Origin of the sequence: Clostridium sp. UBA5119, from assembly GCF_002414285.1 — a bacterium.
GTDB lineage: Bacteria > Bacillota > Clostridia > Clostridiales > Clostridiaceae > Clostridium_J > Clostridium_J sulfidigenes.
Genome location: NZ_DHYX01000056.1, coordinates 36,711 through 62,280, shown reverse-complemented (window position 1 = coordinate 62,280; position 25,570 = coordinate 36,711). Strand labels below are relative to the sequence as shown.

The 25,570-nt window shown below is 28.0% G+C and carries 25 protein-coding genes; 21 read left to right on the top strand and 4 right to left on the bottom strand.

Annotation, left to right across the window (positions count from 1 at the left end; translation table 11 throughout):
- Positions 1–6: 6 nt before the first annotated feature.
- From B2671_RS09370 to B2671_RS09335, 8 genes are all read left to right on the top strand, one after another.
- On the top strand, positions 7–699 hold the full coding sequence (locus B2671_RS09370; protein ID WP_346870179.1) for a Crp/Fnr family transcriptional regulator: 693 nt from the start codon (positions 7–9) through the stop codon (positions 697–699).
- 97 nt (positions 700–796) lie between these two features.
- Positions 797–1,309: a ferritin-like domain-containing protein gene (locus B2671_RS09365; RefSeq protein WP_346870178.1), complete on the top strand. Its 513-nt coding sequence runs from the start codon at positions 797–799 to the stop codon at positions 1,307–1,309.
- Positions 1,310–1,648: 339 nt separating this feature from the next.
- The gene (locus tag B2671_RS09360) at positions 1,649–2,071 is read left to right on the top strand and encodes a GNAT family N-acetyltransferase (protein WP_346870177.1); all 423 of its coding nucleotides are present in this window, start codon (positions 1,649–1,651) and stop codon (positions 2,069–2,071) included.
- Positions 2,072–2,253: 182 nt separating this feature from the next.
- Positions 2,254–3,288: a M42 family metallopeptidase gene (locus B2671_RS09355; RefSeq protein WP_346870176.1), complete on the top strand. Its 1,035-nt coding sequence runs from the start codon at positions 2,254–2,256 to the stop codon at positions 3,286–3,288.
- Positions 3,289–3,485: 197 nt separating this feature from the next.
- Complete coding sequence (locus B2671_RS09350; protein WP_346870175.1) at positions 3,486–4,862, top strand: hypothetical protein; 1,377 nt, start codon at positions 3,486–3,488, stop codon at positions 4,860–4,862.
- Between the two features lie 282 nt (positions 4,863–5,144).
- A complete protein-coding gene (gene hydE / locus B2671_RS09345; RefSeq protein WP_346870174.1) occupies positions 5,145–6,194 on the top strand; it encodes a [FeFe] hydrogenase H-cluster radical SAM maturase HydE in 1,050 nt (349 codons plus the stop codon).
- Between the two features lie 21 nt (positions 6,195–6,215).
- Positions 6,216–7,406 carry a [FeFe] hydrogenase H-cluster maturation GTPase HydF gene (gene hydF, locus B2671_RS09340; protein ID WP_346870173.1) on the top strand — a complete coding sequence of 397 codons (1,191 nt, stop codon included), beginning with the start codon at positions 6,216–6,218 and terminating at the stop codon, positions 7,404–7,406.
- A gap of 241 nt (positions 7,407–7,647) precedes the next feature.
- Positions 7,648–9,309: a SulP family inorganic anion transporter gene (locus B2671_RS09335; protein WP_346870172.1), complete on the top strand. Its 1,662-nt coding sequence runs from the start codon at positions 7,648–7,650 to the stop codon at positions 9,307–9,309.
- A gap of 53 nt (positions 9,310–9,362) precedes the next feature.
- Here B2671_RS09335 and B2671_RS09330 read toward each other — a convergent pair whose 3' ends face one another.
- Positions 9,363–10,913: a PLP-dependent aminotransferase family protein gene (locus B2671_RS09330; RefSeq protein WP_346870171.1), complete on the bottom strand. Its 1,551-nt coding sequence runs from the start codon at positions 10,911–10,913 to the stop codon at positions 9,363–9,365.
- Between the two features lie 225 nt (positions 10,914–11,138).
- Positions 11,139–12,155, bottom strand: a complete 1,017-nt coding sequence (gene pdaA, locus B2671_RS09325; protein ID WP_414632629.1) for a delta-lactam-biosynthetic de-N-acetylase — start codon at positions 12,153–12,155, stop codon at positions 11,139–11,141.
- Positions 12,156–12,515: 360 nt separating this feature from the next.
- On the opposite strand from pdaA, the gene nagA reads away from it, so the two are divergent.
- The 10 genes from nagA to B2671_RS09275 all read left to right on the top strand — a co-directional run bounded on the left by nagA (position 12,516) and on the right by B2671_RS09275 (position 21,981).
- The gene (gene nagA, locus B2671_RS09320; protein ID WP_346870170.1) at positions 12,516–13,625 is read left to right on the top strand and encodes an N-acetylglucosamine-6-phosphate deacetylase; all 1,110 of its coding nucleotides are present in this window, start codon (positions 12,516–12,518) and stop codon (positions 13,623–13,625) included.
- A 34-nt stretch (positions 13,626–13,659) separates the two neighbouring features.
- Positions 13,660–13,971: a hypothetical protein gene (locus tag B2671_RS09315; protein WP_346870169.1), complete on the top strand. Its 312-nt coding sequence runs from the start codon at positions 13,660–13,662 to the stop codon at positions 13,969–13,971.
- A 125-nt stretch (positions 13,972–14,096) separates the two neighbouring features.
- The gene (gene truA / locus B2671_RS09310; RefSeq protein WP_346870168.1) at positions 14,097–14,837 is read left to right on the top strand and encodes a tRNA pseudouridine(38-40) synthase TruA; all 741 of its coding nucleotides are present in this window, start codon (positions 14,097–14,099) and stop codon (positions 14,835–14,837) included.
- Positions 14,838–14,927: 90 nt separating this feature from the next.
- A complete protein-coding gene (locus B2671_RS09305; protein ID WP_346870167.1) occupies positions 14,928–16,202 on the top strand; it encodes an MFS transporter in 1,275 nt (424 codons plus the stop codon).
- 142 nt (positions 16,203–16,344) lie between these two features.
- Entirely contained in the window at positions 16,345–17,355 is a 1,011-nt protein-coding gene (locus tag B2671_RS09300) for a substrate-binding domain-containing protein (protein ID WP_346870166.1), read from the top strand.
- A 124-nt stretch (positions 17,356–17,479) separates the two neighbouring features.
- Positions 17,480–18,163 (top strand): response regulator transcription factor, encoded by a 684-nt coding sequence (locus B2671_RS09295; RefSeq protein WP_346870165.1) that lies wholly within the window; start codon positions 17,480–17,482, stop codon positions 18,161–18,163.
- A gap of 4 nt (positions 18,164–18,167) precedes the next feature.
- Positions 18,168–19,601 carry a HAMP domain-containing sensor histidine kinase gene (locus B2671_RS09290; RefSeq protein ID WP_346870164.1) on the top strand — a complete coding sequence of 478 codons (1,434 nt, stop codon included), beginning with the start codon at positions 18,168–18,170 and terminating at the stop codon, positions 19,599–19,601.
- Positions 19,602–19,693: 92 nt separating this feature from the next.
- Positions 19,694–20,722, top strand: coding sequence for a hypothetical protein (locus tag B2671_RS09285; RefSeq protein ID WP_346870163.1), 1,029 nt, complete (start codon positions 19,694–19,696; stop codon positions 20,720–20,722).
- A 154-nt stretch (positions 20,723–20,876) separates the two neighbouring features.
- Complete coding sequence (locus B2671_RS09280; RefSeq protein ID WP_346870162.1) at positions 20,877–21,632, top strand: exodeoxyribonuclease III; 756 nt, start codon at positions 20,877–20,879, stop codon at positions 21,630–21,632.
- A gap of 76 nt (positions 21,633–21,708) precedes the next feature.
- A complete protein-coding gene (locus B2671_RS09275; RefSeq protein WP_346870161.1) occupies positions 21,709–21,981 on the top strand; it encodes a hypothetical protein in 273 nt (90 codons plus the stop codon).
- Positions 21,982–22,062: 81 nt separating this feature from the next.
- Here B2671_RS09275 and B2671_RS09270 read toward each other — a convergent pair whose 3' ends face one another.
- Positions 22,063–22,434, bottom strand: a complete 372-nt coding sequence (locus B2671_RS09270) for a hypothetical protein (RefSeq protein WP_035130245.1) — start codon at positions 22,432–22,434, stop codon at positions 22,063–22,065.
- Between the two features lie 423 nt (positions 22,435–22,857).
- Between B2671_RS09270 and B2671_RS09265 the strand changes: the two genes are divergently transcribed.
- The 3 genes from B2671_RS09265 to B2671_RS09255 all read left to right on the top strand — a co-directional run bounded on the left by B2671_RS09265 (position 22,858) and on the right by B2671_RS09255 (position 23,913).
- Positions 22,858–23,154, top strand: coding sequence for a DUF2089 domain-containing protein (locus B2671_RS09265; RefSeq protein WP_346870160.1), 297 nt, complete (start codon positions 22,858–22,860; stop codon positions 23,152–23,154).
- 69 nt (positions 23,155–23,223) lie between these two features.
- Positions 23,224–23,616, top strand: a complete 393-nt coding sequence (locus tag B2671_RS09260; RefSeq protein ID WP_346870159.1) for an SHOCT-like domain-containing protein — start codon at positions 23,224–23,226, stop codon at positions 23,614–23,616.
- A gap of 27 nt (positions 23,617–23,643) precedes the next feature.
- A complete protein-coding gene (locus B2671_RS09255) occupies positions 23,644–23,913 on the top strand; it encodes a hypothetical protein (protein ID WP_346870158.1) in 270 nt (89 codons plus the stop codon).
- 58 nt (positions 23,914–23,971) lie between these two features.
- Here B2671_RS09255 and B2671_RS09250 read toward each other — a convergent pair whose 3' ends face one another.
- Positions 23,972–25,090, bottom strand: a complete 1,119-nt coding sequence (locus B2671_RS09250; RefSeq protein WP_346870157.1) for a hypothetical protein — start codon at positions 25,088–25,090, stop codon at positions 23,972–23,974.
- Positions 25,091–25,570: the final 480 nt, after the last annotated feature.

The window sequence follows — 25,570 nt, the reverse complement described above, 5'->3', positions numbered from 1 at the left end:
GAATTTATGAAAAAAATTTTGAACCAACAACTCTTAAACAAGTATTTTGTTAAGTATAATATAGAAGAGCTATTTGATGAGGATATAGTAAACTATGCTCAACTCCATTTTTATGAAAAAGATGAAGTTATATTAGAAGCGGAGGATGAACTTGAATATTACTATTTGCTTGTAGATGGGAAAATTAAAATATCCTATCTTTTTGAAAATGGTAAATCAATGCTATTAAAGTTTTATAAAGACTTTAATACTATAGGAGATTTAGAGTTTTTAAAAAATAAGCCTATACAATGTAATGTTGAAGCTATAGAAAATACTTTTTTAATTGCCATACCATCAACTATACTTAGAGTAAATTATATTGATAATGTGAACTTTTTACATCATTTAGTAGGTTCTTTAAGTGAAAAACTTCATGAAACCATTAATAATAGTTCATATAACTTTGTATATCCCCTTGTAAATAGGCTAGCTAGCTACCTAGTTGAGCATTTAAAAGATAATAAAAATTATATACTTTTAAACTCATCATTTAAAGAGATTGCTGAATTTTTAGGAACAACTTATAGGCATTTAGTGAGAACATTTAAAGAGCTTGAATCAAAATCAATTATAAAATGTGATAATAAAAAAATATATATATTAGATGAGGATAGACTTAGTGAGTTATCTAAAAATGTGTATATGAAATCTCTTTAGATACAGAAGTAATATATGTAAATGTAGAAGAACCACTCATAAGATAAAATCATTTTTAATATATATACGATGTAGATAAATAATTAAGGGGGCTATTATGAGTTATACTACTGAAAGACAACCACAAGGCATTGCAAAAAGTGTTGAAGATTTTTTAAGAGAAGGACTTGTTGCAGAAGTTGTAGCAATAAATGATTATAGTCATTTTATAGCAGTTACAGAAAACAAAGAACTTAAAGAGTTATTTCATCATATTATGGAAGATGAAAAAAGGCATTATGCAATGTTTTTAAATGCTCTAAGATGTGTTGATCCAGAGCAGGCGGAATTACAGGAAGAAGCCAAAGAACATGTAAATATATCATCTAAAGAGAAGTATAAAGACTATACTAATAAATATGATAAGGATGTTAATCTACTTGTAACTATTAGAGAAGGAATAAAAGGAGAGCTAGAGGCTATTTTACTTTATGAACAATTTATTAGAAATATAAATAACGATACTTTAATTAAAATCATAAATGAAATAACTAGGGATGAAAAGGAGCATGTGGAAGAATTAACGAGAGCTTTAATTATTTTAGATAAAGACGAATATGGAACATTGTAAGAATGTATAAAATAATCTGTGTAAACCCAATAAGGAGAATATTATTATCTTTATATTAATGGGGGGCACAGATTATTTTATTTTTAAGAAAGAAAATTTAATATAAGAGAGGTGGACTTTTTATTTTAATATAGATATTATTAACTTAATACACTGAGAAAAAATAATTCATAGCAATGATTAAACATTATTATATAAGATTTTATATAAGTAGTATCTGGTGGAGTAGCTGAAATTGTAAAGAAAGAAGAAGAAGGCTATGCTTATATAAAACCTTAAAAATTGATAAATATAAGAATGAATAATTAGAATAAAACAACATAACTTGGGAGTGATATTATGAATATAAAAATAGAAAAAGACTGTGCTAACGTGGATTGGAGCTTGATACCAGAAATATTAAAGCTGGGAGGTATGGGGTATTTTGATGAAGCTACCCATAAGAAAGCATTTGAAAATAGTTATATTACTGTGTTTGTATATGATAACAATAGGCTTATTGGATTTGGAAGAGCATTATCAGATGGAGTTTATCAAGGTGCAATTTATGATGTAGCTATATTGCCACAGTATCAAGGTAAAGGGATAGGAAAATTAATTGTAAGCACTATACTTGAGTCATTGCCAGGATGTAATGTAATTTTATATGCTGCTAAGGGAAAAGAAGGATTTTATAATAGCTTTAATTTTAGAAAGATGAAAACTGGCATGGCTTTATTTAATAATGCTGAAAAAATGAAAGAAAAGGGATTTATTGAATAGAAAACTTTACAAAAAATATTTTTATAAACCCTTTAATAATTTATAGATGAATATTATAATATTTAGAGAGACTAAATTATATGACTATTATAATTATTTAGATATTTTAAAAATTAATTACTTTATATCTAAGATTACAGAATAATAGAAATATGAAATTTATATTATTGGGAGGGCGAAAAATGATAACAGTAAACAAAGAAAAGGTTTTAAATACAGCAAAAGAAATATTGCTTATTGATAGCCCAAGTGGATTTTGTTATGAAGTTATGGATAAAATCCAATCAATTACAGAAGAGCTAGGTTATACTTTTGAAAAGACTGTTAAAGGCTGTGGAGTTATAACTGTTCCTGGAAAGAGTAATGACAAAGTAATAGGGTTATCTGCACATGTAGATACATTAGGAGCTATGGTAAGATCTATTTCTAGTGAAGGTACTTTAAAGTTTACTTTAATTGGAGGACCAATAGTTCCTACTTTAGATGCTGAATATTGTAAGGTTAGAACTAGAGATGGAAAAATATATAATGGAACATTTTTAAGCACTAGTCCTGCTATTCACGTGTATGAAGATGCAAAATCTAAAGCTCGTGATCCAAAGAATATGGAAGTAAGACTTGATGAAGTTGTAAAATCTAAAGAAGATGTAGAAAAACTAGGCATATGCCCTGGAGATTTTATATTTATAGATCCTAAAACTACTATAACAGAAAGTGGATTTTTAAAATCTAGATTTATAGATGATAAAGGTAGCGTTGCATGTTTAATGAATCTTCTTCATATATTAAGTAGCGAAAAGATAGTTCCTACCTATACTACTAAAGTATTTATATCTGTTTATGAAGAAGTTGGACATGGTTCAGCCTATATACCGTCGGATATAACAGAAATGATAGCTGTAGATATGGGATGTATTGGAGAAGATTTATCTTGTACAGAATATGATGTTTCTATCTGTGCTAAGGATTCTAATGGGCCATATGATTTTAATATGACTACAGACCTAGTAAGTCTTGCTAAAAGCAACGAAATAAAATATGCTGTAGACATTTATCCAATGTATGGTTCAGATGTTGGAGCAGCACTTAGTGGTGGAAATAATATTAAAGGTGCACTAATAGGACCTGGAGTTCATGCTTCTCATGGAATGGAAAGAACTCACTATACAGCTTTAGAAGGAACAATAAAATTATTATATGCTTACTTAACAAGATAGTTATTAAGACTCAATTTATCATTAGATATGGTAGGTTGAGTCTTATTTTTAAAGGAAATTTTCCCCATGATTAAGGATATTGAAATATCTATAACAACATATAAGTAAAATATAATTGGGTTTACATATAATTCAATATTAAGTATAATTTAGATATATTATGGATATGAATTTTACGATAAAAAGGGGGAGACATATTGAATTTTAAAATAAAAAAAGAAATTATTATTACCCTGTCCTTTGTAATAGGATTTATCCTTTTAATAGGAGGAATGTACATATCATTGCCAGCTAATGAGAAAAGTTATATAGGTAAAAATTCTTCTACTATAGACTTCACTAACTATGAGGATTATTCTGGATTGGGAATTTTTGATAGCAGTATAAAGGATAAAAAAATAGTTTTAACTAATGAAGAAGGTGGAATAAAGGAGAATGAGCAAATTCAATATAAATTTATATCTTACTTAATGGATACATGGAAGTTAAAATATTTTTTAGTTGATGTAGGGTATGCAGAAGCTGCAATTATAAATGAATACTTGCAGACTGGAGATGAAGCCTTATTAGAATCATATAATAATAGTTCTATGGGATATGCATTTATTGGAGATTCAACGGTGAACATGTTTAAAAGATTATATTTAAAAAATAGTCAGCTTCCCGACAATAAAAAATTAAATATTGTTGGAATAGGTATAAGAGAATCCTATGAATTTATTGATTTATATTTTAAAAGAATAATTAATAGAAATCCAGATTTAACAGAGAAGCAAATAGAAAATATAAATAATTTTTTGGAAAATTTAAAAAGTGAAGAGACTATAACAAATATAAGTAATGATGAGGATTTAGAAAAAAGAAATGAAATAATTTTAAAGCATATAGATAATTTTTATAGTGATACTAATGTCAATGAGGAAGAATATAAAGAAGCTTTAAATGATGATTTAAATAACATAAAAATTGTTTTAGATAATATGAAAAATTTGCAAGAAATTATGAAAACATATTATCAAGATGATTCAAATAATACAAATGGAAATGAAAAGTATTCTCAATATTTATATGATAATTTGAATAGTTTCTATAAAGATATGAATATGAAAAGATGTTATGTTCATGTATACCAGATATATAGCTATCAACATAAAATTTTAGATGTAGATTTTTTAGGAGCCAAAATTGCAAAGGATAAGAAATTTAAGGATAAGGTTTTAGGAATTAATGTTATATATCAAAAAGGTAAATTTGATTTTGATAATACGCAAATACAAATAAATGCAGCAAGAGAAGATTTAAATACCTTACTTCAGGAGTCAGAGTTAGATAAAGATGATATGGTAATAGATTTAAACAATTCAAGAAGTCCATATAGAAGAAAATTTACTCCTATATATTTTCCATTTCCAGATGATGCCTTATATCCACAAGAAAATGTAGCTGGAGAAGAAATTGGAGGAATTATAGGAAAAAAACCGGGAGTAACTACTGATTATTTTCAAGGAGTAATTATTATAAAGAATCCTTCTATAGATGAAACTTATTATAATAGATTATATAATAATAAATAAATAATTGTTTTATTCAAGTCACTGCTATAAATGGCTTGAATTTATTATAATAAAGTATTATTCTAAAGATGGAGTACTAAATTTAAATTTTCATAAAAATAAATGTAAAGGTTTAAAAATCTAACGGAAAAGATAAAATAGTCTAATCTGAAAGAAAACTATAAAACCAGAACCATAGGTATTACTATATATTATGGGTCTAGCTTTCTTTCTATATTAAGATGGCTAGACTTTTATTTTAGGTTAAGGATATTATAGAATTATATTGTGAAGGGGAAAATTATGATAAGAGATTTAATAGATAAGTTGGCTTTGGCTAATGATTTATCTTCAGAGGAGTTATTGTACATCTTAGATAATTTGGATAAAGAAAGTAAAAAATATTTAATAGAAAAAGCTCATGAAACTAGGATGGAAGTATATGGTGATAAAGTATATATAAGAGGTCTCATTGAATTCACTAATTACTGCAGCATGAATTGTGTTTATTGTGGAATTAGAGCAGAAAATAAAAATGCAGATAGATATAGACTTACTCTAGAAGAGATATTAGAATGTGCAGACATGGGAGATGAACTAGGATATAAAACTTTTGTATTACAAGGTGGGGAAGATCCATATTATACAGACGAAAGATTAGTACAGGTTATTAAAGCTATAAAAGAAAGATATCCTGAAAATGCTATAACAATTTCTTTAGGAGAGAGAAGTTATGAATCCTATAAGAAACTTTATGACGCAGGTGCAGATAGATACTTATTAAGGCATGAAACTGCTACAAAAGAGCTTTATGATAGATTTCATCCAGGTGCTACCTTTGAGAATAGAAGACAATGCCTATACAACTTAAAGGAAATAGGATATCAAATAGGCGCAGGATTTATGGTGGGGTTACCTGGACAAGAAAATAAGGATTTAGTTAATGACTTAAGATTTATAAAGGAACTATCTCCTCATATGTGTGGATTGGGTCCTTTTATACCTCATAAGGACACAGTATTAAAGGATTTTAAATCAGGTACTTTAGAAAAAACTATCACTATGCTAGCTTTAGTAAGACTTTTAGTTCCCAATATTTTATTACCTGCTACTACAGCACTAGGTAGTATTAATCCTTTGGGAAGGGAGATGGGAATTAAAGCTGGAGCAAATGTAGTTATGCCTAACCTATCACCAAGAAGCGTGAGAGAGAAATATTCTCTTTATGATGGAAAGATATGCACTGGAGATGAAGCAGCAGAATGTAGATATTGTATTGAAAATAGAATAAAAAATGCAGGATTCCAGTTAGATATTACTAGAGGAGATAATCTAGACTGGATACGTAAGTAATGAATTAGAAGGAGAGAGAGAATGAATACTACACCGAATTCTAATAGAACTCATATAGCCATATACGGTAAAACTAATGTAGGAAAATCATCATTATTAAATAAAATTCTTAGACAAGAAATTTCTATAGTTTCAGATGTAAGGGGAACTACTACAGACCCAGTTTCAAAGGCAATGGAGTTAATTCCAATTGGTCCAGTACTATTTATTGATACAGCAGGACTTTGGGATGATACTAAGCTTGGAGCTGTAAGGACTGAGAAAACTCTTGAAATAGTTAAGAGGACAGATTTAGCTCTATATGTTATGGATTCTAATGATATAGACATAAAATCTTACGAAGAAGTAAAGTTAAATTTTAAAAAGTACAATGTGCCACATATTCTTGTCATTAATAAAATTGATGTTTTAAATAATAATGAAATAAAAAATTTAAAAAATGAGTTTTCTGAAGGTGTATTTGTATCTTCCATAACTGGTGAAGGGTTTGAAACTTTAAAGGGAAAAATTATAGCTATGGTACAAGAGAATGAAGAGGAACTTCCCATAATAGGTGATTTATTACCTTATAATAGCAAGGTTGTTCTTGTGGTACCTATAGATTCAGAAGCGCCTAAAGGAAGATTAATATTACCTCAGGTTCAATGCATAAGAGATTGTTTAGATTATGGAATAAAAAGTTATGTAGTAAGAGATACAGAATTGGAATCTGCTCTAGAAGATATTAAAGATATAGACTTAGTAATAACAGATTCTCAAGCTTTTAAGAAGGTAGATAAAATAGTTCCATCTAATATCAAATTAACTAGTTTCTCTATGCTCTTTGCAAGACATAAAGGAGACTTATCTGTATTTGTAGAGGGGGCTAATAAAATCAAAGACCTTAATGAAAATTCACGAATACTTATATCAGAAAGCTGCTCTCATAATGTGTCTCATGAAGATATAGGAAAAGTTAAGATTCCAAAGCTTTTAAATAAGCATGTAGGATTTGATCTTAATTATGAATATAGAGTTGGCCATGATTTCCCAGAGGATATTGAAAAATATGATTTGATAATTCATTGTGGAGCATGTATGATAAACAGAAAAACTGTTATTAACAGAATAAATCAGTGCAAAGATAAGAAGGTTTCTATAACTAACTATGGAGTTATACTTGCGTATTTAACAAGTATTTTAGATAGAACCTTATCGATTTACAAAATGTAAATTATTCCATATAAAATATAAATTTGACAATTCAAATAGCAAGGTATAAAATATCTATGGGTGTAAAACATATTTTGCACCCATAAATAATAGCATAAGCATTAAGCTTCAGAGGACGATAATCTTCCACTGAGGCTATGTTCGTTGCCACGATACTCTACTTTAGTACTTAGTGGTAGAAATAAGTATTAAAATAGAATATTGTTGAGTAACTAAAGCTAAAGTAAAGGATGGAGAAAAGATGTCACCAAAGATTTTTACTCTTATTAAAGAGAAAAAAATTACTAAAGAGCAAGTAATGAAGGATGTTATGGCTGGAATTATAGTAGCTATAATAGCATTACCGCTTTCCATTGCACTAGGTATATCTTCTGGAGTATCTCCGGAAAAAGGACTCATCACTGCTATAGTTGCTGGATTTATAATTTCTTTTTTAGGTGGAAGTAGAGTGCAAATAGGAGGTCCCACCGGAGCTTTTGTAGTTATAGTTTATACTATAGTAGAAATGTATGGTATTAATGGTCTTATAATAGCAACCCTTATGGCTGGAATTATGCTTGTTATAATGGGAGTATTAAAATTAGGAGATCTTATAAAGTATGTTCCGCATACTATAACTGTAGGTTTTACTAGTGGGATAGCTATAACTTTATTATCTACACAGGTTAAAGACTTTTTAGGACTTAATATTGAAAATGTACCAGCAGAGTTTATACCTAAGTGGCAAAGCTACTTTTCTAATATGGGCACTTTAAATATTGCTGCACTTTTAGTTGGAGTTGGATGTATACTAATAATGGTGTTTTGGCCAAAGGTAAATAAAACTATACCTGGTTCCGTTATAGCACTTATTGTATCTACTCTAGCAGTTCAGTTATTTAAATTACCAGTAGAAACAATAGGTAGTAGATATGCACAAATATCATCTAGTATACCTGTGCCGTCAATTCCCATGTTTGAAATAGAAACAATAAAAATTTTATTTAAGCCAGCTATAACTATTGCCATATTAGCAGCTATAGAATCCTTATTATCAGCAGTTGTAGCAGATGGAATGATAGATGATAGTCATGATTCCAATATGGAGCTCATTGCTCAAGGTATTGGAAATATAGGTTCAGCTTTATTTGGAGGAATTCCAGCTACAGGAGCCATTGCAAGAACAGCAGCTAATGTTAAAAATGGTGGTAGAAGTCCAATTTCAGGAATGGTACATGCTATAACCTTATTATTGATAATGCTATTATTTATGCCTTTAGCTAAAATGATACCTATGACAACTTTGGCAGCGGTATTAATTGTAGTTTCTTATAATATGGGTGAGTGGTCAACCTTTAAATCCCTTCTTAAAGCACCAAAAAGTGATATTGTAATTTTACTTTTAACTTTTGTATTTACTATAGTATTTGATTTAGTAGTAGCTATAGAGATAGGAATGATTCTAGCTATGTTCTTATGGATAAGAAGATTAGCTGAAACTACAGATATTAAAAAAGTTCAAGGAATAAAAAGCAAAAGAAATAAAGATGGAGAAGTAATACAGATTGATAATAATAAAATTTTAATATATGAAGTAAATGGACCTTTCTTCTTTGGAGTAGTTCAAGATTTTATTAAGATGATAAGTAAAATTGAGACTGCGGCAGAGGTATTATTGTTAGACATGAGGCACACTCAAGCATTAGATGCAAGTGCAATTTCAGCTCTAGAAAGGTTACACAATCATTGTAATAAGCACAATATAAAACTGATAATATCCAATCTACAATTACAACCTAAAAAAGCACTTATTAAAATGGAGTTTGTAAAATCCTTAGGTGAAGAAGCGGTGTTTAATACGAGAGAAGAAGGATTAAAGGCTGCACATGAGTATATAAATATAGAAGAAAAGCTTTTGGGATAAAATTAAAGGTTCTGTATAAATAGTTTACTATTTGCATACAGAACCTATTTTTCTTATATAAGAGGACTCATATATGAGGTTCTTTTACCTTTATTTATAAGCATTGATAGGCAGTCAGCTATTATATTCATGCCAACTTGGATTTCCTCTAAATCAGTGGCAGCATAACTAAGTCTTAAAGTGTTATCTATATTTTTATTTTTATTTACATAGAATACATTGCAAGGAACAATTAATACATCTTTTTTTGAACATTGAACATATAACTCACTAGCAGAAATCCCCTTAGGAAGTGTTACCCAAAAGTTAAGACCACCTTTGGGATCTATAAAATCTATGCCATATATTTTAAGTTTTTTTAGTTCTGCTTTCATGGCATCATATTTTATTTTATACATCTCTATCATATATTTTAGATGTTTTTCCCAGTAACCATTTTTAAAATAAAGTTGCAGTGCTCTTTGAATTAATCCAGAAGAGGAAATATCAGTAGTATGTTTTGCTGCTAAAAGTTCATCTTTTATGGCTTCAGGAGAAATTATAAATCCTATTCTAAGTCCAGGCATTAAAAGCTTTGAGAAGCTTTTGATATAGATAACCCTATTTTTACTATCCATAGATTTAAGGGTTTTACTCTTAAAAGAATTATCATAGGACAGTCCAGATAAAGAATCATCCTCCACCAAATATAAATCGTATTTATCAGCTAGAGCTAATAGCCGATTAAGTTTTTCTTCAGAATAAGAGGCTGTAGTAGGATTTTGAAATTGAGTCATTACATATATTAATTTAGGTTTATATATTTTAATATTTGCTTCTAACAACTTTAAGTTTATGCCATCAACTTCCATGGGTACACCGATGATATTGGCTCCTCTAGATTTAAATACAGCAACAGCTCCTGTATAAGTAGGATTTTCTGTAATAACATAATTACCAGGACTTAGTAGAGCTTTACCAATTATATCAATACCCTGTTGAGCACCAGAAACTATTTGAATGCTATCTGGAGTAGCATTTATTCCAGACTCTTGAAGAAAATAATCACATAAAGAAGACCTAAGAGGTTCATAACCATTGCTTTCTTGGTATCCAAATGCGTAACCTTTATCTCTATCTAGGACTTCATTTAAAGCAGATTTAAAGGCTTCAAAAGGAAAGATACCTGGATCAGGAGTAGCACTAGCAAAGTTAATAGTAGTTGAAGACATAGCAATTTGACCATTAGACATAAGCTTAAAGTCTTCCTGGTAGTTAGGAGAAGCTACATAGGTATTATGTGATTCTAGATTTTCAGAATTTATATCTCTACTATTGGAGGGGGAGGATGAAATATCATAACTCATATAGATATTATCTTGCTCTGATACATAATATCCACTTCCCTTTATAGCGTTAACGTATCCGTTTATCTCAAGTTGTTTATAGGCATTAACTATAGTTACATTATTAACTTCTAATTCATTAGCTAATTTACGAATAGGGGGAAGCTTATCACCAATTTTTAAAGTGTTAGATTTTATTAATGCTTCAATTTTATTAGCTACTTGAAGGTACATAGGTATTGTTGAAGATTTATCTAATTCTATTGAAATAGAGTTCATTATTAATACTCCTTTCATTATTCTAAATATAATTATTGTATCGTTACAATAATTATATATTTAAGTAATGACATTGTAAAGAAAAGATTGAAGATAATTATAAAAAAAGAGCATCAATACTGATTATAAATGTATTAATACTCCTTTTCTTGCTTATTGTATTTTAGGAAGAATGCATTAGAAAATATATTTTAAGAGCATCTTTAAAGAAATATATTTTATACTCTATTGGAATAGTTGAAATTCATAGCCTTGTGCTTTGGCTTCTTTTATTACAGAATCAAGGATTTCTGTGTTAGTCTTAGAAACTGCATGGATAAGAAGAATTGCACCATTGTGTAATCCATTCATTATAGTATCCTTTGCTTTAACTGGATCAGGTTGTTTGTTTATATCCCAATCATGATATGCAAAACTCCAGAATAATGTTTTATAACCTAGATTTTTTGTCATAGCTAAAGATTTCTCGGAATATTCACCCATTGGTGGTCTGAAATAAAGCGGCATATTTTCACCAGTAATTTCTTTAAACTTTGATTCTACATCTGAAAATTCATTGTTAAATTTCTCATCTGATCTAGTAACATCTGGCATAGAAGGATGATGATTTGTGTGATTACCAACAATATGCCCTTCTTCTACCATTCTCTTTATAATATCTGGATTATCCTTTACATAGGGTGAAGTTACAAAGAATATAGCCTTAACATCATTTGCTTTTAGTATATCTAAAATTTTAGTGGTATATCCATTTTCATAACCTTCATCAAAGGTTAAATAAAGCACCTTTTTACTAGTATCTCCTACGTAATGAGCATCATATTTATTTAAATCAAAATTTAACTTTAAATTTACTTCTGGTGTTACATGTTGTTTATTTGGTTTAAACCACCATGCTATTTTTTCATTGCTAAGATTAGTAGTATCTATTTTTGAAGCTGTTGGAGCAGGAGCTTCATTAGATGGACTGTTAGAGCTATCATTGGGTATATTTTCATTTACCTCTGATGGCTTAACTGCTAAATCATCTTTTAAGGATGAAGGATTTCCCTGATTATTTTGAGAAGTTCCTTTAATTATTTTATCATCAACTTTTTTCACAGTATTAAATACACTTTTATTTTCATCCTTGTCTGTAGTTGAGTTTGAGGTATACCCTGTGATAGAAGTACATCCAACAAACATAAAAGAACTTATAATTACAAGGACTAAACTTAAATTACGTATAAATTTTTTACTCATTTTAATCCTCCTTTTAAAAATATCATTAGTGACTTTAGTAATTAATATACGAATAGCATGTGTTTATAGTTAATAAAAAATACAAAAAGTTTTTCTACTATAGTAATAAAAATATGTTTAACCTTTAGTAAGATTATCTTATAATGAAATGTAGAATATCGTACTATTTCCATAGTTCACTATTTAGATAGGTAAATAGCCAAATAGCTATATAGGAAACTATTTAACTATTTAACTATTTGTTCTATTCATGCGGGTTTCAAGGTTTTTTCATTTAAATAGTAAGATTGGAAATATATTTAATATGAATATTAATAGTTGCTTTGTTAGTGAAAAATAAAGATTTAAGGGGCAATGGTAATGATAAAGGTATTAACAGATACAACAATATATATTAAAGATGGAAAAATTTCAGACCATGGAGAGTCTTTAGTTATAGAAAAAGGATGTTATGCAGTACCTGGCTTTATAGATGAACATACCCATGGTGGATACGGAATAGATATCATGGACACTGATTATGAAGGTTTAAGAAATCTAACTAATAAATTGCCAGGAGAAGGAGTTACAGCTTTTCTTCCAACCACCATGACTGCAAGTTTGAAAAAAATAAGAGAAGCTATTGATAATACTTTAAAGGTTAAAAATCATAATGATAATAATGAAGTAGTTGGAGCAGAAATAATTGGACTTCATTTGGAAGGTCCCTTTATAAATAAAAAGTATAAGGGCGCTCAACCTGAGGATTATATTTTAACCCCAGATAGTGAGATAATGAAGGAGCTTATAAAACATTCTCACAATAACATTAAAAAAGTTACTTATGCTCCTGAATTAGACAATAAGTTTGAATTTATAAAATGTCTTACAAATAATAATATTATTCCATCAGTAGGTCATAGTGATGGAACTTTTTCTCAAATAGAAATAGCAGTAGAAAGGGGTCTTTCCAGTGTTACACATTTTCACAATGGACAAAGCCCTCATCATCACAGAGAACCTGGAGTAGTTACTGCTGGTTTTGCTTTTGATGAATTAGGTGTAGAAATAATATGTGATGGAATACATCTTCACAAAGACACTATAAAAGCTGTTTATAAAATAAAGGGAAGGGAAAAAATAATATTAATAACAGATTCTATGGAAGCTAAAGGATTAAAAGATGGTGAGTACAAACTTGGTGGACAAAAGGTTATTAAGATTGGAAATGAAGCTAGACTTGAAGATACAACCTTAGCTGGAAGTTGTTTAACTATGATAGATGCGGTAAAGAATATAATAAAATTCACTGGATGTACATTAGAAGACGCTGTCACTATGGCAAGTACAAATCCAGCTAGGAATTTAAATATACTTCATAGGAAGGGTAGTTTAGATAAAGGCAAGGACTGTGATATAGTAATATTAGACAATAAGTATAATATTGTAAAGACTCTATGTAAAGGAAAGGTAGTATTTGAAAATAGATAAAAATTTTAAGGATTAAGAAGGGAGAAATAATATTATGACAAAGAAAAATAGCAAAAATAATGACTTTTTAAATACTCATAGAAATAGCTCATCCCCTAAGATATATTCTCTTTTATTGGATTTAGTAAATGATGATAGAGAAGACTTAGCCAAAATTGTATTAAAGGTAGATTATTTGCTTCAATATACAAGTAATGCTATAAAACAAAGGGATTATGCAGAATCAAAAGAGGCTCTAGAAAAGGCTAGAGAAAGAATTGATAGTTTAAAGGCTGAAAATGTGGATGTGGAGTATTTAGAATACCTCTACCAAGGGATAATTAAAAATTGCAAGACAGTTAAATAATATAACTACATAATTTTATAGCTTTATTTTAGTAAAGAGTATATACTTAATTGGAATGAGCTAAGAGGTAGAACTCTGTTTATTCTATAGAGAATTTAACTAGCAGAGATAATAAAGGAGATTTTATGAGAAATTTAAAAATGGTAATAGAATATGATGGAACTAGATATAAAGGATGGCAAAAGCAAAAGGATAATGTTGCTACTATACAAGATAAAATTGAAAATGTATTAAGTAAGATGACTAATGAAGATATTCAAGTTATAGGTTGTGGGAGAACAGACACAGGGGTACATGCTAAGAACTATATAGCTAATTTTCATACTAAAGCTACCCTTACCAATGAAGATATTTTGAACTATCTTTATGAATTTTTACCAGAGGATATAGTTGTAAAATCAGTAACTGATGTTCACGAAAGATTTCACTCTAGATATAATGCAAAGGCAAAAACCTATGAGTATACTATAAACAATGGAAAATATAGAAATGTATTTAATAGAAAATTTACATACCACATTGAAGAAGAAATAAATTTAAATGCTATGATGGCAGCAGCAGATGTTTTGGTTGGTACCCATGATTTTAAGAGTTTTACAAGCTTAAAATCAGATAATAAATCCACTGTTAGAACTATAAATTATATTGATATAACAAAGGATGATGAGATTATTAAAATAGAGGTCAATGGAGATGGATTCCTTTTAAATATGGTTAGAATAATAGTTGGAACTCTTTTAGAAGTTGGAAAAAGTCAGTTAAAGCCAAGTGATGTTGCTAAAATTTTAGAGGCAAAAGAGAGAGCGCAAGCTGGACCAATGGCTCAAGCTAAAGGATTATGCTTAAAAGAAGTTGAATATAATTAATTTTAAGAGAGAAATAATGCTCTCTTTTTGTATAAGTATTGAAATTTTGTTTACCCTAAATAGAGAATGATTATTTAAGGTGGACATAAAATGGGTAAATTAAAGATGTTACAAATAATAAAGACATTTCCTAGGAACATACATATAATGGTAGCAAGTGAAGCTTTATTCGCTCTGGCCATGGGAATGTTTTTCTTCTTGCAAATTTTATATTATGATTTTATAGGCTTATCAGCTGAAGCTATAGGAACAATATTTTCTCTAGGCTCCCTATTTACTTTGACAGGCTTTTTTGTAGGACCATTTATTAAAATACTTGGAAGAAAGAGAATTTTATGTATAGGATTAATAATTTGTGCCATAGGAGTTGGGTTTCATATGGGGTTTAGAGCAATGATAATTCTTATGTTTGGTCAAATTCTTATAAATATGGGTACATGTCTTATAAATGTTACAGAATTACAACTGTTGTATTCATATACTATAGGCAAAAAGGAATGTTGTGCCTATAGCTATAAGTATTCTGTAAATTTAATAGCCGGAGCTGTAGGAGCACTAGTAGCTGGAAACATAACAGGCATAGAATATTTTGCGAGAATAGGATATAAAAAGTTGTTTCTATTAGCAGCCGTAATTCTAATAGTGACTTCAACTATTAGATGCTTTTTACTACCTAAGGATATAACTAATGTAGTAGAAAATGAAGAAGTAAAGAAAAGTATGAGGGAAACAATAGAATGCTTAAAGTCTGATAAGCAAATTAGACTTTTTTCTATGCTTTTATTTATTAACGCCATAGGATTTAGTGGTGTAGCACCTTATAATAATTTAATATTAAAGAATTATTTTGGTTTAGGAAATAATATAATATCTTATATAACTTTTTCATTAACTATTTTAAGTATGTTTGGGCTTATTTTAATGCCTGGAATTATAGAACGGATGGGGGTAAAGAAATTTAACCTGACTGTATTTATAATTGCAATTATCAGTTGTTTTATGTTAGCAGTGGTTTCTAACAGTGAATTGTTTATACTTTTTTTAGTTATTAGAGGTATATCTGTTGGTCTTATAATTTACTCTTTAGATAGTCTGATGATGAGTAATATAGCCATAGAGCATCGAGATATATTTGCATCATTAAAGATGCTATCTAATGGATTCTCAATAGCTATAGGGAATTTTCTTGGTGGAACTATTTTGAATAATTTGGGATATAGATATAATTATTTATACGGTTTTATTATACTTATTTGTGCTACTATATTTTTCTATCTTAAGGTTAGAATATATATGACAAGTACTACAATAAACAGGTCTTGTTCCTGTAATTTTAAGGCTAGACATATTGAATATAAGAAATAGTAGAAATTGATAAAATAATCAACATAGACCATGTGCTTACTTTGATAAATATTGGGGAGCATATGGTCTATTGTAGTTTAATAGAGTATCATATATAATATATTTATAGCTTAATAAATGACATAAAGTAGGAGGAATCTGTATGGGGGTTACAATAAAGGACATTGCGAAGGTTGCCCAAGTGTCGGCAACTACAGTTTCTAATGTTATTAATGGAAAGACAACAAAAACTACAGAGGAGACAAAACAGAGAATATTAAATTTAATTAAGGAGCTTGACTATAAACCGAATGCCATGGCTAGGAGTTTGGTTAATGGAGAAACTAAGCTTATTGGGGTTATTTTGCCAGATATTTCTAGCTTTTATTTTTCACGAATAATTAAGGGTATTGAGGAAACGGCAGAGGAACATGGATACAGCATATTAGTTTGTAGTACATATAATGATGCAGAAAATGAACATAAGTATATTAACCTAATGAGAGAGCACTGTGTAGATGGTATTATAATTGCACCTAGTTTAATAAAAGAGAGTTGGCAATTTGAAGATTTATTAAGAATTAAGTATCCTATGGTAGCTATTCATCGTAGCATTAGTAACAGTGAAGACGTTTGCAATGTGTATCTGGATAGTTATAGTGACGGTTATGAAGCAACTAAATATCTTATTGAATTAGGACATAAAAATATAGGATGTATTAATGGAACACCTTGGTTATCAAATTGTGGAGATGGCATGGAAGGGTATAGACAAGCTATGAAAGATCATAGCTTAGAAATAGATGATGAATGGACATACTCTTCTATGCATGATGTAGAAACTGGTATTAAGGGAGCGGAAAAACTTTTAAATTGTAATAATAAGGTTACAGCCATAGTAGCTTGTTCTGATGTTATTGCTTATGGAATTTATAAAGTTGCTAATAAGGTTAAGATATCTATACCATATGATTTATCTGTTATAGGTATTGATGATTTGGCTTTTTCTGAAATTATAACGCCAGCACTTACAACGTTTAAACAACCTATAAAAGAAATGGCTAGGAAAGCCACTGAAGAGTTGATATCTATAATTTTACGACAACCAAGAGAACAATCAGAGTATAGGTATACATCTGAATTAGTTATAAGAGAAAGTGTAGAAAGAATATAGTTTTAATCCCTATCTAATATAGATGGGGATTTTTTATTTGAGTCAGTTGTTTCATATATTTGCCATATATAATATGAAGCTGCATATTATAATTAGTGGATAATTTTTTATTTGGGAGAGAGATATGGGTATAAAGATTTTAATAGTAGAAGATGAAATATCTATAAGTGATATATTGTATACTGCATTAAAAAGTGAAGGATATAATGTAAGATGTGGATTTACGGCTAAAGAAGGAAGACAATTAGTAAAAAATTATAAACCTGATTTAGCTTTGTTAGACTTAAATTTACCAGATGAAAGCGGCTTTGAGCTATGTAAAGAAATTAATAGTAAGTATTTAATTCCTATTGTAATATTAACTGCAAGAAATGATATAGTAGATAAAATTTTAGGGTTAGAGCTAGGAGCTGATGATTATATAACTAAGCCATTTCATATAAAGGAAGTCCTTGCAAGGGTTAAAACTGCTCTTAGATGTGTAGAAAAATACAAAGTGAAGAGCCAAAGTGAATTTTTAGAAGTTTCAAATCGTATAAAAATAAATATAGATAGTAGAATTGTATTAAAGGATGAAGAAGAAGTCAGATTGAAACCACAGGAATATGATTTGTTTGAATTCTTAGTGAAGAATAGGAATAGAGTATTTTCAAGAGAAGAACTTCTTAATAAAGTTTGGGGATATGATTATGATGGAGATATTAGAACTGTAGATGTTCATGTAAGAAGAATTCGAAGTAAATTAGATAATGAAAATGAGAGATCTCTCATAGATACAGTATTTGGGGTAGGATATGTGATGAGGTAATAATATGAAAATAAGAGTAAAATTTATATTTTCTATACTATCTATAATTATAACTTTTGGAGTAATATTAAATTTATCCATAAGGCATATATTAATTATTAGAATGGAGACATCCATAGGTAATTCACTAAATGAAATTATGTATAGTACTAGAGAAGCTATAAAATATAGACTGCTAGCTACAGATTTAGAGTATGAAAAAGATAGCTTAGTTAAAGAAAGCAATTACTTAAATAGATATATATCATCTAACTTCCAGTGTACTGTAGAAATAAGTGATATAGATGGCAAGGTATTAAGTGAGAACGTAGATGAATCTTTTAGGGAAATATTAAATAGTGGAAATAAAAATGCTGGATCTGGAGCTGCTATTGTTAATCTTAAATATGAAGATAAAAAACTCTACGGAATTCTGTCCTATCCTATTTTTGTGAATGAAGATAGTCTAGGGGTACTTAGTATAATAAAAGATTATAGTGAGGTTTATGGTGAAAATAATAGAATGCTTTTATTTATAACTGTTGTAGAAGGTATTATATTATTCTTTATATTTAGCTTATGCTTTTTCATAATAACTAAAGTTACTAAGCCTATAATAACATTGACAGAAGGCATAAAAAAAGTTGGACAAGGAGACTATAGTTTTTATATAGATACTCATGGAAATGATGAAATAGCTATATTGTCAAGAGAATTTAATAGTATGAAAGAAAAAATAAAAGAACAAATAAATACAATAAAAGAAGAAAAACAAAAAGTAGAGAAATTAGAGAAAAGTAGAAAAACTTTTTTTGATAATGTGACTCATGAAATGAAGACACCGTTAACTGCTATTTCTGGATATGCAGAGATGATAAATAATGGTATGGTAAAGGAGGAAGCCTTCAAGAAAAGAGCTATAGAAAGAATCTATCTAGAAAGTGAAAGATTGCATCACTTAATTTTAGAGTTAATAGAAATATCCAAGGGATTATCTTGTACTACAGAAGAATTTAAGGATATTAGAATAGATAAGCTTATAGATGAGATAAGTGATGACATGAGTATAAAAGCTAAAAAATACTCTATGGAAATTATAAGAAATTTAGAAAATGGTATAGTATCAGCACAGTGTAACAGGATTAGGGAACTTATTATAAATTTAATTGACAATGGTATAAAGTATTCTAAATTACAAGAGTCTCTTTATATAAATGGAAAAATAGAAGGAAAGAACTATATTCTAGAAGTAGAGAGTATGTCAGGAGTTATTTCTAAGGAAATATATGATCATATTTTTGAACCTTTTATAAAATCTAATAAGTTTTCAGAATCTGAAAGTAGAGGACTCGGATTATACCTATGCAGTGAAATTATAAAAGATCATGGAGGTTCTATAGATATTATAAATGGAGAAAAGGTTATTATAAGAGTAGATATCCCATTAAGTATAAAATAACCTTGTTAATAACTTGGAAATAACTTTACTATAGTTGTTAAAATTTTAATCATATATTTATATTAAAGTTATTAAGTAAGGGGTGCTTGAAAATGAAAATAAATAAATTTCTATTGTGTTCTGTAGCTTTTATTATGTTCACTGGTACAATTATAATTGGAGGATGTAAAAATAAAGATAAAGAGATTGTTTTATCTGAAAATGTAGCCGAAGATATTCAAGTTGAGGAAAATGAAATAGAAAAGTATATAAAGGAGGGCAATAAGTTTCTAGAAGAAAAAAAATATGCAGAGGCTAGAAAGTCCTATGAAACTGCAATAACAAAAGGAAAGAATGATAAGCAGATATATACAGATATAAAGGATAAGTATATAAAGAAAAAGAGGTACGATGATGCGTACTATATTATAAAATTAGCTATTGATAATAAGGTTGATACAGAAAATATGGAAAAGATTCTTGCTAATATAAGGGAGAAAATGGAGGGAGTGGAGTTATTTTATGACATATATGAAGATGACCTTTCATTTGATTTACCAGAAGAGGTAGAAATAATTGTAGATAACAATAAGATAAAGGATTATGTCCTTTGGGAAAAATCAAAGATAGATATATTAAATCAACCTGGACAATATTCATACAATGGGGTGACAAAGGAGTATGGAAGAAATGTTCATGTTACCTTAAATATAAAAGAGAATGTGTATGATAGTAGAATGGGATATGTGAAAAATATTTACACAGATAATAATATTATTTATATATCCTTCGATGAAGTAGAGTTTTATACTGGAGAAGATGCCTTAGTAGAAGCTAAAAAGGATAATAAAGCTATAAAAGAAGAAGATGGAACCTATATAGTTTATGATGGCTATTATATTAGAAATTCTGTAGTTGAAACAAAGGTTTATGAAGTATCTAAGAATGTAGCTATAAACTTATTAGCATATGAAGTAAACCAAGATAATAATACGATTGATTTTCAAACAGTTAATTATGATACTTTTAAAAAGCATATAGATAAGTATAAGAAGGACGCCTCTACAGAAAGAGCTTTACTATGTAAGGTGGATATGAAAAATAATATAGTTGCATTAATTAGTAGACAATATACTCCATAGTAGTGTAAATAAGTATATACTATATGTTACAATAATTAGTAAGATAATAGAATTACATTAATCTTATAGTGATAAGCTATAGCTAATAATAAAATAAATTTTAAGTTATAAGCTATTATAACTTAAAATTTATTTTGGAAAAGAGGTAGTATATATGAAGTTGATTTCGTGGAATGTTAATGGAATTAGAGCTTGCGTTCAAAAAGGATTTTTAGATTTCTTTAAAGATGTAGATGCAGATATGTTTTGTATTCAAGAAAGTAAAGTTCAAGGGGGACAGATAGAACTTGATTTAGAAGGATATCATCAATATTGGAATTATGCTGAAAAAAAAGGATATTCAGGAACTGCTATATTTACAAAGATAGAACCTATGAATGTATCCTATGGCATTGGAATAGAAGAACATGATAAAGAAGGTAGAGTAATTACTTTAGAGTTTGAAAAGTTTTATCTTGTAACAGTATATACTCCAAACTCTAAGTCGGAGTTAGAAAGACTTGATTATAGAATGGTTTGGGAAGATGAATTTAGAAAACATCTTAAAAAATTAGATGAAGATAAACTCGTGATAGTCTGTGGAGATTTAAATGTAGCTCATAAGGAGATAGATCTTAAAAATCCTAAAAATAATAGAAGAAATGCAGGATTTACTGACGAAGAAAGAAATAAATTCACTGAATTATTAGAATCTGGTTTTATAGATACCTTTAGAAATTTCTATCCTGATTTAGAAGGAACATATTCTTGGTGGTCCTATAGATTTAAAGCTAGAGAGAAAAATGCAGGATGGAGAATTGATTATTTCTGTACCTCAGAAAGATTAAAGGAAAATTTAATTTCAGCTAAGATACATACAGAAATATTAGGTTCAGACCATTGTCCAGTAGAACTTGAAATTAATATTTAACATTTAAAGTAATATTATTCCATAAACTTAAATATAATATATAAAATTATACTTAAGTAAATATGGAGGGGTTACTATGATAATAGATGCTAGTTTAAGAGATTTAAAAATCAAGGGAAGAAAATTTAGAAATCAAGGAAGAACCGTGGGAATGATACTTAGAAGTAATGGAGATACTTTACCAATCAGTATTAAACGTTCAGATATGGATAAATTTCTAAAAAGATATGGAGACCATAGTGATGTAACTTTAATGGTTGATGGAGAAAATATTAATACATCTATAATAGAAGTACAAAGAGATCTATTACTTCATTATGCGCATAATGTGCAGTTTAAAGAAATTTAAATTATAGTTTGAAAAATCCCCAGTTAAATTGAGAATTCTCAACTTAACTGGGGATTTTTCTTATTTTAGTACCATTTATGATTAAAGAGGTATTCTTGCAAGAACCATATGTTTATTTTTCATATTATATAACTGTTCCTTAGTGATTTCTTGAATAGTTGTAATCTTAGTTACATTGTGGATCATACCAACTCTAATTTTTGCATCTTCTAAGTCTCTTGCTAATAATGTTCCACAGTATCTAGCATCTTCAGTATCCACATTAAACAAGAATACATTTAATTTCTCTATTGGTACAACGTCTTTCTTTAAAAATTCATCATCAAATTCAACTTCACTATCAAGAGAGATTAAACCTTCTCTAACTATAAGTTTATCCCACCCTTTATATTCACAAAGTCTACCCCATAGTCCTAAATTCATAATGCTTCTTACAGTAAGTTTTACCATCATAAAAATTCACTCCCTCTCAATTTTAACTCTCATATATTTTAATTATTATTGTACCATTATTTTGAAAATTATTCAATCAATTTACTGAGTATTTAAATTATTTATAGTTTGTATATAATATTTATTGATTATACATTAATAGATATATTAAATTTATCAGTAATTATGATTACCAATTTAAAAAAATTTATGTTATTAGATCTTTGGATATTTATTCTAAAGTTTGTAATGAATATTTTATAATAAGATTTTTATATATTAGGAATAAATGAGTATAATTAATTATATTAATATTAAAATTAATTATATTAATATAATATACATTTAAAATTAATTTTTTGAATAATGATATTAATTATTTTTAATGTATATATTTACAATTAAAAGAATATGCTGTATAATTTTATTTAGGAGGTGACAAGAATGTATAAGGCATTAACCAGATGTCCTGTTTGTTCAGGAAAATTGAATATAAAAAGGTTACAGTGTGATGAATGTAATACTGTAATTGAAAATAACTTTACTTTCTCAAAATTTGAGAAGTTAAATCATGACCAATTAAGGTTTGTGGAAACCTTTTTACAATATAGAGGAAATATAAAAGATGTAGAGAAAGCATTAGGGATTTCTTATCCAACAGTAAGGGGTAAGTTAGATGAAATAAATGAAGTATTAGGGCTATCTAGTAAAAAACAGCTTGAAATNNAATTACAAAGTTAGAAAATGGTGAGATAACTTCAGATGAAGCTATCGAACTTTTAAATAAAATATAAATTAGGGGGAGTAATCATGGAAGATAAGTTAAGAATTTTAAAAATGGTAGAGGAAGGAAAGCTTACAGGGGAGCAAGCAAGTAAACTTTTAGAAACCTTAGAAAAGAACGATGGGGATAAAGTCAAAGGCGAAGATGATGATGAATTCTTTAAAGTACCAAAATCAACCAATGGGACTAGAATGCTTTATATAAGGATTAAATCTCACGATGGAGAAAATGTTAAAGTAACAATACCACTAGAGGTTATAAAAATAATGGCTTCAGCTGGTAGTAATGTAATTGAAAGTATGGACAAATATGATATCAAAATAGATATGATATTAGAAGCTATTGATAAAGGTGTTGTAGGACCAATTGTACAAGTAGATACAGATGAGGGAGATAAAATATTGATAGAAATAGCTTAAAATAATATATTAAGGGGATTTGAGTAAATGATTATCAATATAAAAGAACCGGGGGAAAATAAGAGTAAAAATATATGTATACCAAGGGCTTGTATTTCACTAGGAATATTTGTACTACCTTTAGCATTAAAATCTATGTATAAGAAAAAAAACAATAGTAAAACTAAGGTAGCAATTAATAATAACGAAATGAAGAACTTAAAAAAAGCAATTAAGTATCTTAATAAAAATTATAAAGGCTTAGTTCTTGTGGATATAAAAACCAATGAAGGAGAAAGTGTAAAAATAGTTATATAGATAATATATGTATGCAATTTAAAGAGATTATCAGTTTGATTAAAGTCATTATGTAAAACTACATAATGACTTTAATACCTTTAGATTCAGCTTGTTTTATGAAATCCTCTAAATTTACAATATAACAATTGTTCAAACTAATAGTTTTCAGTGTAGGTATATCAAAAAGTTTAGAATAATCTGATATGTAAGCGTAGGATAGATTCAAGGTTTTTAAATTATTTATAACTTCTATTCCATCTACGATTAAAGGACCTTCTAAACATAGAGAGAATTCCTCTACATTAGGAAAATTTTTCAAAGTTGAAAGCTGAAAATCACTACTAAAGTTAATGGTTAATTTTTTTACCTTTGGGAATAATGGCAGACTATTTATAGAATCAGTTTTAGGATATATAAGTTTAAAAGTATCTATTTTATCAAATAAGGTTACTTCACTTAAAACATTTAAGTTGCATCTGTGTATACTTAAAGTCTTTAAATTATACAACTTAGTAATAGGTAAATAATCTAAAATTAATCCATTATCATTAATTTCCAAGGTGTTTAAATTTTCAATATATTCTAAGCCTTTTAGATTAGATACATTTTTTATTTTAAGTATATTTACATTTGAAAGATTAGTTTTATTCAAAGAATTTAGAGAATATAAATTCATACCTATGGCTTTTTTTACAGTAGTGTTAAGGTTAGAATCTTTTATAATTCTCTTAGAATATATGTAATAATTAATTGAAAAGAAAGTACATATAGATAAAATCACTATAATAATTCTTAGATATTTTTTACTATGAAATTCTTTTGTAACTCTATAGATTATAGACATACTTAAAGATAATATAAGAATTATATGACTAGGTATGTATATGTATAATTTAAACAATAAATAATTTAAAATCATAGGAATGGTTATAATATAACTGATAATAATATAATTAGAAGAGTGAAATTCATTAAAATTAGTAATAGTTATAATTACAGTTATACATAATAATACAATCCATGGCAAAGGAAATTTACCATCTAGGACTAGTAGATTTGAAAAGAATAGATTAAATATCATAAAAGCAATGAGAAAACTTATAGAAATAATATACCAAACATTACATTTAGATTCTTTAGGATATAAAGTAATAATATTATTTTTTACATTAGTTTTATAAGAAAAGTTTTTCATTCTGTCCTCCTAGTATAAAGGGTTATAATGTTATACAAATATTATATTTTAAAAATAGTTATATGTAAACGTATAATAGACTCTAGAAAATGTAATATTTAACGGCAAATTTAGAGGATTTTATCATAAAAAATATTTAAAACGGAAAAATTTTTAATATTTATTAATATAAATAAAAATACTGTAGAAAATAGTAGTTTAATAGATAAATATTATAGTGTAAATATAAAGTTCAATTAATAATTAATAAGTTCACATTTAAATTAATTGAATATTTATTGACTTTTATTTTTTAAAATAGTATATTGAAAATATGTACAATGAAGTACTTAAAGAGCAGTGAAGCTCCATAGGATTATTCCTATGGAGCTTTTTGTGGTTGTTTTTAGGGTAAATTTAATAATGAATTTTCTTTTAATAAACTTACTGCATAAATAGTTAATTAATTTTAAAGACTATATTGTAAATAAGATAGTCTTG